Below are 9788 nucleotides of genomic sequence, written 5' to 3'. Positions count from 1 at the left end.
AGGCGCCCGCCGTCTCGACGGCGAGCGCCGCCTGAGCGGCCGCGCGCGACGGGGCGCCGGCGCCGAGGAGGAGGAGCGCCGCCCCCGCGAGGCGCGCCGCGCGCCCGGTCAGTCGCCGTCGGGCGACCACGACTCGGTGGTGGCGAAGCCGGGCTTCGCGAACAGCGCCTTCGCGGCGTCGCCGCCGAGCGCCTGCAGCTCGCCGGCCGTGTAGGAGAGCGAGGAGCGGCCGGTGCGCCCCTTGAGGCGCGCGTAGCCCTCCACGCGCTCGCGCAGCACCGCGTACTGCCGCTCGGAGAGCCCCGCGGCCTTGGCGCCGGCGGCGCTGGCCTCGCGGCGCGCCATGTCAGCGTCGACGTAGCCGCCGTTGTCCGGGTTCTTGGGCGCGGGGGGCACCGTGCCGCACGCCTTCGACTCCTTCTGCATCGCGTCGCTGGTGGCGGTCACGCGCTGCGACATCGCCATCCCCTCGCGCCCGGCCGCCATGAAGGTCGCCATCTCGCGCTGCATCGAGTCGGCGAGGACGCGCACCGTCGCCTGGTCGCCGCGCTTCTGGGCGGCGTCCATGCGGTCGGCGAGCGCCTTGAGGCGCGCCTCCTTCGCGTCGGTCATCTCGGCGTCCATCTTGTCGTGCAGCTCCTGGCTGCGCTTCGACTCGGCGTCGCCGGCGTGCTCGTACTTCTTGAGCACGCGGTCGTTGCAGGCCTCGATCTCGGTCTTCTTCTTGTCCCACGCCGCGTACTCGCGGTCGTAGGCGGCGCGGCGCGCCTCGTAGGTGCGGTCGGCCTCCTTGGCGGCGGCGAGGCGCGCCTGGTAGCGCTTCTGGGCGGCGGGGCGCGCCGCCTCCTCCGCGTCCACGCCGCGCGACAGCTGGGCGAGGCGCGCGTCGGTGATCTCGAGGACGTCGTCGGTGAACTCGACGCTGCGCGGCCTGGCAGCGGCGCCCGGGTCGGCGGCGGTCACCGCGCCGCCCACCTTCTTCGACGCCTCGTCCTCGACCTTCTTCTCGACGACGCTCGCCGCGGCCTTCTTGCCGAGGTCCTTCAGCTTGCCGAACTGCGCCTGCGCGGCGGACGGCGCGGCGACGATCGCGGCCGCGCACAGGAAGGCGGCGGCGCGGGTGGTGATCGGATGGCGTGGGGCGGACATGGGGGTCTCCTGACGGCGCTGGCGCGCGGGCGTGCCGGTGTCGGCCGGACACCAGCGTCCGGCCCCGACGAGAGCTTAGCGGCGCCCGACCCACCCGGCGTGGGTTGGCCGACCCCCCCTCACCGCGGCGCCGGCGCCACATGGCGGGGCGGCCCCGGGCGCCGTATCGTCGCGGCGTCCCCCACCCTCCCCGCCGCCATGCGCCGACTGCTCCTCTCCCTCCTGACGCTGGGCGCGTGCGCCCCCGACGCCGCGCTCGCCCCGCGCGCGCGCCCCTCGGCGGCCGCCCTCCCCGCCGCCGCCGGCGTCGAGACCGGCGTCGCCATCGAGAGCGCGCCCCTCGGCAAGCCGGGGCTGACCGCGTGGGACCAGTGGACGCAGCGCAACGGCGGGCGGCGTCCGCTCTACGTCATGTGGTTCGCCGACTGGTCGAGCGGCTTCCAGGGCTACGCGGTCGACAACGCTCGCTCGCGCGGCGCGGTCCCGGTGGTGACCTGGGAGATGAAGAACGGGCGGCGCGCGATCTCCCACGCCGACGTCCTGGCCGGGAAGTGGGACGCCTACGTCGACACGTGGGGGCGCGCGGCGGCGGCGAAGGGGGGGCGCCTCGTCCTCCGCTTCGGCCACGAGATGAACGGCGACTGGTACGGCTGGAGCGGCGCGGCCAACGGCGCCAACGCGCAGGCGGCGGAGCGGTTCAGGCAGGTGTGGCGGCGCGTGCGCGCGCGGCTGCACGCGGCGGGCGCGACCAACGTCGAGATGGCGTGGTGCCCCAACCACGAGTCGGTCCCGGCGGCCGCGTGGAACACGCCGACGGCGTACTACCCGGGCGCCGGGCAGGTCGAGTGGCTGTGCATGGACGGCTACAACTGGGGGACCAGCCAGACGCTCGCCGCGGACGGGTGGACGTCGGCGTGGAAGACGTTCGACCAGGTCTTCCGCGGCGTGTACGACGAGATCGCCGCGCTCGACCCGGCGCCGCCGGTCATGATCGGCGAGTTCGCGTCGTCGGAGCTCGGCGGGAGCAAGCCGGCGTGGATCGCGCACGCGGCGACGCGCATGACCGACGGCAGCTACCCGCGGCTGCGCGCGTTCATCTGGTTCAACTACGACAAGGAGACCGACTGGCGGGTCGAGTCGACGACGGCGTCGCTCGACGCGTTCCGGACGGCGTTCGCGGCGCCGGGGTTCGCCTGGCGCTGAGGCGCGCGGACGACCGCAGGCGCCAAGTCGTTGCACGTCAGGCGTTTATGAACGACTCCGTTGTGACGCCGCAACGGCGGCGGCGTCCTCACAACGGGTTCGCGTCAGCGGGCCCGCGATCGATCGGCACGATCGGGGCTGGGGGGCGCGTGGGCGCTCCCTGAGTCGCGACAAAGGCACACCCGGCGAAAGCCGGGGCCGCAAAGCCACGGGGCTACGACGGACCGCGCACGAGAGCGCGCCGCCACGCCGGCCGGGTTGCCGCCAGCACTCGGGGAGTCCCACCATGAAGCTCCACCGTCCGCACGCGACGCGTGCGGCCCGGCGGGCCGCGGGCGCGCTCGTCCTGCTCGGCGCGGTGTGCCAGGACCCGGCGGCGCCGACGCCCGCCGCGCGCGCCGCGCCGCGCGCGGCCGCCGCGCCGACGCGTTCGTCCGACTCCGCCGCGGTGATCACGGGCGAGTGGATCGTCGTGTTCACCGACGACGTACGCGATCCCGAGGGGACCGCGCGCCAACTCGTGGCGGCGAACGGCGGGAGGCTGCTGCACGCCTACTCCACCGCCCTCCGCGGGTTCGCGGCGTCGCTCCCCGCCCCCGCCGTCGAGGCGCTGCGGCGCAACCCCAACGTCGCGCGCGTGTCCGAGAACCGCGTCGCGTCGGTCGACGGCGTGCAGACGCCGGTCCCGTCGTGGGGGCTGGACCGGCTCGACCAGCCCGCGCTGCCGCTCGACGGAACGTTCGCTTTCGCGAACGACGGCTCGGGCGCCAACGCGTACGTCCTCGACACCGGCATCGACCCCACGCACCCCGAGTTCGGCGGGCGGGCCGACGGCGCATTCTCCGCGATCGCCGACGGCTACGGCACCACCGACTGCCACGGGCACGGCACGCACGTGGCCGGGACCGTCGGCGGCGCGCGCGTCGGCGTCGCCAAGGGCGTGCGGCTGTGGGCGGTGCGGGTGCTCGGCTGCACGGGAAGCGGCTCGTACGCCGGGATCATCGCGGGGCTCGACTGGGTGGCGCGCAACGGCGTGCGTCCCGCGGTGGCGAACCTGAGCCTTGGCGGCACTCCCGACGCGACGCTCGACGCCGCCGTCGCGAACCTCGCGGCGGCGGGGGTGCCCGTCGTCGTCTCGGCGGGGAACAGCGCGATCGACGCGTGCCGCCAGTCGCCTGCCGCCGCGCCCGCGGCGATCACGGTGGGCGCGTCCACGTCGGCCGACGCGCAGGCGTCGTTCTCCAACTGGGGAAGCTGCGTCGACCTGTACGCGCCGGGCACCAGCATCTACTCGGCGTACAAGGGCGGCATCTACTCCACGATGAGCGGCACCTCGATGTCGGCGCCGCACGTGACCGGCGCGGTCGCGCTGCTGCTGCACGCCAACCCGGGCGCGACCAGCGCGCAGGTGTCGGAGCGGCTGCGCGCCGCGGCCGCGCGCCAGCGCCTCGGCGCGCTCGGCGCGGGCTCGCCCAACCTGCTGCTCCAGACGGCGGGACTCGACGCGCCCCTCGACGGCGCGGCGCTGGCGCCGCAGCCCACGCCGCAGCCGACGCCGACGCCGTCCCCCCCCGCCCCCGCCCCCGCCCCCGCGCCGACCGCGGCCTTCGGGGGATCGTGTCCGGGCACGCGCAGCCTCTGCAACTTCGACGCGAGCGCGTCCACCGGGGGCATCGTGTCGTACGCGTGGACCTTCGGCGACGGCAGCGGCGCGACCGGCTCGGCGCCGACGACCAGCCGCCGCTACTCGGCCACCGGGAGCTACACGGTCACGCTGGTCGTCACCGACGCGCAGGGCCGCACCACGCGCGCCACCGGGACGGTGAAGGTTCGCAAGCTCCAGTGAGCCGCACGTACGGCCGGGACGACACACGACGGGGTGGGCCTCTCGGCCCACCCCGTCGCGTTCCCGCCGGATCACGCCGCGTGCGAGGCGGATCCGTCGGACGATCCGGTCACGGCAGCGCCGAGGACGCGTCCTCGTCGCAGTGCCGCACGCCCGCGGTCCCCTCGTTGTAACCGGCGAGGATGCCGGCCCAGCCGATGAGGCTCGCGCGCTGGGAGTCCGTCCACTGCGTCTTGGGCGTGTAGAGGAGGAAGAACGCCCACGCCTCGCTCAGCGCCGTGCCCACCGCGGGCGGCGTCGCCGCGCCGTTGGCGCGGTTCAGCAGCGCCGCCATGAACTGCGCCGAGGCCTGGTAGTACGGGTTGCCGGCCGGCGGCGTGCGGAACGTCTGGAACCAGGTCGGCTGGTTCCCCGTCGCCACGAGGTCGGCGGGGAGCGACGCGGCGTACGGCGCCATCGTCGCGAGGTTCTGCACGGTCGGGTTGGGCGTGCCCTCGAAGAAGTTCCAGGCGTCGTAGTTCGCCCAGGCCGTGTTGCCGGCCTTCACCCAGTCGTGGATCGGCGGGCCCTTGCGGCCGTTGCGCCGGTCGGCGCCGAAGCTGGCGTTGTGCGTCTGCCAGTAGCCGCGGGTGAGCGTGCACCCCGAGGGGCAGGGCGCCGAGTTCACCAGGACGTTGAGCGTCGCGTTGGACGTCGCCGCGCCCCCCTCGGACCCGTCGGACAGGCGGAACTTCGTGCTGGCGATGTTCACGTAGTTGACGCTCGCCTCGCAGGCGTTGGGCGCCGCGAGATCGTCCAGGTACGTGAACGACTTCGGCGCGAGCTCGTAGGCGAACGGGCGCGTCGCCGAGACGGCGCAGACCGTCCCGAGCAGCTCGGGGACCGCGTGGTCGTCGTACACGTTCACGCAGTCGTTGACGCGCGTGATCGTGCCGGGGAAGGTCACCGCGGCCGTGCCCGTGTAGGCGGTCGTGCCGGCGATGTCGGTCGCCCCCGTGCCCGTCCACCGCCGGCGCTGCGTGCTCGCCGTCGCGGTGTTGGTGCCGTTGGCGCTGCTCCCCGACAGGTCGACCGTGTAGGTCGGCGCGATCGACGACGCCGCGGCGATGGTGGTCGGGTAGCTGCCGGTCACGGTCGCCGCGGCCGGCGGCAGGCCGGAGCGGGTCACGACGTCGGTCACCGAGGCGATCTTGGCGGCGACCGGGGCCGGGTTCTGGATCGTGATGGTCCCGGCGGCGGCCTGCGCGGACTCCACCGGGCCGCTGGCCGTGACGGTCACCTTGTAGCCGTACTGGAACGTCTGCCCGACCGAGAGGAGCACCGGGTTCGGGTAGGCCTGCGGCTGTCCCAGCTCGTCGAGGAACGTGCCCGGCTCCTTCGTCAGGTTCCAGCTCCAGGTGCGCGTGAGCGACGTGTTCGCCGTCTTCGACACGTTCACCTTGAAGCAGCGGATGGTCGCCGTCGCCTGGGCCGTCTGCCCGGTCTCGGTGATGGCCGCGACGTTCGGGTAGTTCGTCGTCGAGCCGGCCGACCCGGCGGCGCACGTCTGGGTACGGTCGTAGACCAGCGGCGTGCCCGACGCGTAGTTCGTGCCGCCCGGGATCGCCTGGGCGCCGGTGTTGTTGAAGTTGTCGGTCAGGTTCACCGTCGCCGGGCCGCTGATCGACGGCGTGACGCCGGCGAACGTGAAGCCCTGGCTGCCGGTGAAGTCCTTGGCGTTGTTGGTCGGGATGACGCCCTTCGCGGTCGCCGTGTTGGTGAACGCGCCGGTCCCGGGGTTCGAGGCGAAGGCGTACTCGTACTGGCACGTGAACGACGTGCCCGGGCCGAGCGTGCGGTGCGTGGCCGGGGTGCCGACGACCGGCACGCTGTTGTCGCCCGCGCCGGTGCACGAGGTCACGGTCGCCGCGCCCTGGCCGCCGATGGCGTCGGAGACGCTGCTCACGGTCACCGCGGCCGACGACGTCGCCGGGTTCTGGATCGTGATGACGCCCTTCACCTTGTACTGGGCGTCGCTCTCCGAGCGGGTGGCGACGACCTTGTAGGTGAACACGCCCTCGTCACCCTCGAACATGTCGTACGCGGCGCTGGCGGCGTACGTGCCGTCGGCCGCCCCCTGCTTCTTGATCTGCTTGGTGATCGCCCAGCTGTAGCTGCGGGCGAACTCGGGCACCGCCGTCTTGGACACGGCGAGCGCGTAGCAGTTGACCGTGACGTTCTCGGTCGCCGTCTGGTTCGTCTCGACGATGCGCGCCGTGTTGTCCCAGGTCGGGTTCTGCTGCGTGTTCTTGTCCGCCGGGCAGGCGAAGTTCTTGTTGTACGGGAAGGTCCCCGTCGACGGCGAGGTCACCGTGCCGAGCTGCGTGGTCGAGCCGCCCTCGGGGGTGTCCGTGACCGTGACCGTCTTGTTGACCTCCTGCGTCGGGTTGCCGAAGGTGACCGCGGCCGTCCCCGTGTAGGTCGCGCCCTCGGACAGGGCGACCGTCGCCGTGTTCGTGCGCGCGGCGCCGTCCGGCAGCGCGCCGCTGTACGTGCACTGCAGCTGCGCGTTGTTGTTCAGGACGTAGGGGAACGTCACGCCGCAGCTGACCGTCGGGCTGATCCCGCCGCTGATGGCGTCGGCGACGCTCGTGATCGTGGCCGGGCTCCCCGAGGTGTTGCTGATCGTGATCGTGCCGCTGACCGCCCAGTCGGAGTCCGTCGAGCCGTTGGGCGACGCGACCACCTGGTACGCGACGTTGGCGTTCGTGCCGTCCCACAGGTGCAGGACGTCGGGCGTCGCGGTCTTCGTGAGGTTCCAGTTGTAGGTCCGCTTGTACGTCGTCGCGGCGGTCTTCGTGACGCTCACGAACGGCACCTTGCGGATCGACCACTCCTCGAAGCCGCCCTTGTCGGCCGAGACGTTGACGCCCATCTGGGAGTACAGCACGACGAACGTCGAGCAGTCGTTCCCCTGCTCGCCGTCGTACTCGCACCCCGCCGGGAAGCGGTCGTTGGGGATCAGCAGCCGCAGGTCGCCGTTCCCCGAGCCGGGGAACAGGTTGTAGTCGAGGCGGACGTGCGTGTCGCCGTCGCCGTCCATGTTGTAGATCTCGGGCGACGTCGCCGCCAGCTGCGCCAGCGTGCCGGTGAAGCCCCCGGCGTTGCGCAGGAACACGCGCACCTGGTCGAGGGAGAGCGTCGACACGGACGTCCCCGGCTCGTTGATGTCGAGCCGGAACTCGCGGTAGGCGACGCCGCCGACGGTCACCACCGGGACGCCGTCGAGGCGCAGGTCGCGCGTCCAGTTCAGGGCCGTGAACTCGTCGTACTGCACGGGGCGGCCGGAGGTGTTGTACCCCTGCTCCATCCCGTCCGAGTCGTTGAAGCGGACGAACGTGTCGAAGACGCCCGTCCCCGTCGAGCCGGTGAAGTCGCTCACCTCGAACCGCGCGCCGTTGATGACGGCCGTCGTCCCGAGCGTGGTGAAGTCGTAGCTCGGCATGCTGGCGAGCGACGGCGTCTCGCGCGGCTGCAGCGTCGTGCCGACGTCCGGGACGGGCGGCGCCGCCACCGGCTGGTCGCTGGTGCACCCGGCGACGGCGAGCGACAGCAAGGCGCTCCACGCGACGGGAGCGGCGACGGCCCTTCGAGTGCGATCCATGTCCCCCCCTCTCAGATAGGTGTCCGGCCGGCGGCCGGCATCCCCTCTTCGACGGCCCGGCCGTCTCGCGCCGTCGCGAGACCCGTGGCTTTGCGGACCGGCCTCGCGGCCGGGGTGCCCTTTCGGAAGGCGAGTCTCGCGCGTCGGGCGCCGTCGCCCGTCCGCGCGTGCTGCAGGGCTTCATCACGACGCCGACATCGACGCGCGCCGCACGCGCGCACCTGTCGACAACGCCAGACGCCATACGGCGTCGCGCGCGTCGAGCCAAACCCGACTCTGGCGCGCCGTGGACAGCGCCGCGATACTAGCCGCGGCCGGTTAATCCGCGGTTAGTCGCAGCGCGAGCGTCGCACGGATGACGATCCCCCAGCTGTCCCTCCGCACCTTCGGGCCGCCCGCCGTCGCACGCGACGGCGTCCCGATCGCCGGCCTCTCCGTCCGGAGGCGGCCGCTCGCGCTGCTCGCCTTCGTCGCGTCGCACGGCGACGCGGGCGTGGCGCGCGACCGCGTGCTCGCCACGCTCTGGCCCGAGAGCAGCGAGGACCGCGCGCGCAACAGTCTGAAGCAGGCGTCGTTCACCGTGCGGCAGCTGGTCGGCGACGGCGTGCTGCTCGCGCCGGGGACGACGCTGCGCGTGGACCGCGCGCTGCTGGCGGTCGATCGTTGGGACTTCATGGATGCGGCGGCGCGCGGCGACGTCGCCGCCGCCGCGGCGCTGTACGCCGGCCCGTTCCTCGACGGGCTCTCCTTCCCGGGGCTGGACGACTTCGAGCGCTGGGCCGCCGAGGAGCGCGCCCGCCTCGCCCGCGCGGCCGCGGCGGCGTTCGAGGGGGTGGCGCGCCGCTCGGCGCGCGACGGCGACCACGCCGCCGCCATCGCGGCGTGGCGACGCTGCGCCGGCATCGACCCGTACGACGTCGGCGCCGCCGCCGGATTGATGCGCGCGCTCTGGGCGTCCGGGGCGCCGACCGGCGCCCTCGAACACTGGCGCGTGCACCGCACCCTCGTGCGCGAGGAGCTGGGCGCCGAGCCGTCGCCCGCGCTGCGCGCGCTCGCCGACGCGATCCGTGGCGCGCTCGCGGGCGCGCTCGCCGAGACGCCGCACCCCGCCCTCGCGCCGGCGCCGCTCCCCGCGTCCCTCCCCGCGCCGCTCCCCGCCCCGCGCGCGACGGCGTCGGTCGAACCACCCGACGAGCCGGCGCCCGCGCAGTTCCCGCGTCGCCTCCTCACGACCGGCGAGCGTCGGCTGCCGCCGCATGCGTCGCGGCGCGTGCAGCGCGTCCGGGGCGGCCTCGTGGCGCTCGGCGTCGCCGTGGTCGCGGTCGCGGGGCTGCTCGCCCTGGCGCCCGCGCGGGCGCGGCTGCGCGCCGCGTCGACCGGGACGGTGGCGGCGGCGATGCCGGTGCGCGTGGCGGTGCTTCCGTTCTCGGGGTTCGACGCGGACACGGCGTCGGCCGAGCACCTGGGGCGGGCGCTCGCGGACCTGCTCGCGGTGGCGCTCGACGGCACCGGGCCGTGGCGCGTCGTCGCGCCCAGCGCGCTCCCCGCCGACGCGCGCGCACGCGCGGCCACCCTCGACGCGGCGGTGGCGCGCGCCACGGCGTCGCGCCTCGCGGCCGACGGGTACGTGCGGGGGGACGTCGTCCGCGAGGGGAGCCGCCTGCACGCGCTGGCGTCGGTGCACGACCCCGACGGCCGCGTCGTGCTGCAGGCGAGCGCCGAGGGCGCGACCGTGGCCGGCGCGGCCGACGCGCTCGCGCGCGCGCTGGTCGCGCGCCGCTTTCTCAGTCCGTCCGAGCGCACCGCGCACGTCGCCGCGTCGACCGCGGCCTCGGCGCCGGCGCTGCGGGCGTGGCTCGACGGCGAGCGCGCCGCGCGCGCCGGACGACTCGGCGAGGCCGCCGCGTCGTACGCCCACGCCACGGCGCTCGATTCGTCGTTCGCGCT

At 74.6% G+C, this 9788-nt stretch carries 5 protein-coding genes and 2 riboswitches; of the genes, 3 read left to right on the top strand and 2 right to left on the bottom strand.

Annotated features, from left to right (window positions below; translation table 11 throughout):
* Positions 1 to 108 precede the first annotated feature (108 nt).
* Entirely contained in the window at positions 109 to 1149 is a 1041-nt protein-coding gene (locus tag PYV61_RS14405; protein ID WP_275832716.1) for a hypothetical protein, read from the bottom strand.
* Between the two features lie 198 nt (positions 1150 to 1347).
* Here PYV61_RS14405 and PYV61_RS14400 point away from each other — a divergent pair, with 198 nt between their 5' ends.
* Complete coding sequence (locus tag PYV61_RS14400) at positions 1348 to 2352, top strand: glycosyl hydrolase (RefSeq protein WP_275832714.1); 1005 nt, start codon at positions 1348 to 1350, stop codon at positions 2350 to 2352.
* A gap of 165 nt (positions 2353 to 2517) precedes the next feature.
* Positions 2518 to 2618, top strand: a riboswitch (cyclic di-GMP riboswitch).
* 20 nt (positions 2619 to 2638) lie between these two features.
* Positions 2639 to 4198: a S8 family serine peptidase gene (locus PYV61_RS14395; protein ID WP_275832713.1), complete on the top strand. Its 1560-nt coding sequence runs from the start codon at positions 2639 to 2641 to the stop codon at positions 4196 to 4198.
* Between the two features lie 109 nt (positions 4199 to 4307).
* Here the strand turns inward: PYV61_RS14395 and PYV61_RS14390 are convergent, their stop codons facing one another.
* Complete coding sequence (locus PYV61_RS14390; RefSeq protein ID WP_275832711.1) at positions 4308 to 7793, bottom strand: hypothetical protein; 3486 nt, start codon at positions 7791 to 7793, stop codon at positions 4308 to 4310.
* A 95-nt stretch (positions 7794 to 7888) separates the two neighbouring features.
* Positions 7889 to 7970, bottom strand: a riboswitch (cyclic di-GMP riboswitch).
* Positions 7971 to 8196: 226 nt separating this feature from the next.
* Here PYV61_RS14390 and PYV61_RS14385 point away from each other — a divergent pair.
* Positions 8197 to 9788 (top strand): BTAD domain-containing putative transcriptional regulator (locus PYV61_RS14385; protein WP_275832709.1); only part of this gene is annotated, 1592 nt, incomplete at its 3' end.

It is taken from the genome of Roseisolibacter sp. H3M3-2, assembly GCF_029211165.1.
Lineage (GTDB): Bacteria > Gemmatimonadota > Gemmatimonadetes > Gemmatimonadales > Gemmatimonadaceae > Roseisolibacter.
This window is presented reverse-complemented; position numbering and strand designations above follow the sequence as displayed.

What these genes read in the sequence shown, in the direction of transcription:
- PYV61_RS14405 (WP_275832716.1), bottom strand. Translation starts at nt 1,149, where the DNA reads ATGTCCGCCCCACGCCATCCGATCACCACCCGCGCCGCCGCCTTCCTG.
- PYV61_RS14395 (WP_275832713.1), top strand. Translation starts at nt 2,639, where the DNA reads ATGAAGCTCCACCGTCCGCACGCGACGCGTGCGGCCCGGCGGGCCGCG.
- PYV61_RS14400 (WP_275832714.1), top strand. Translation starts at nt 1,348, where the DNA reads ATGCGCCGACTGCTCCTCTCCCTCCTGACGCTGGGCGCGTGCGCCCCC.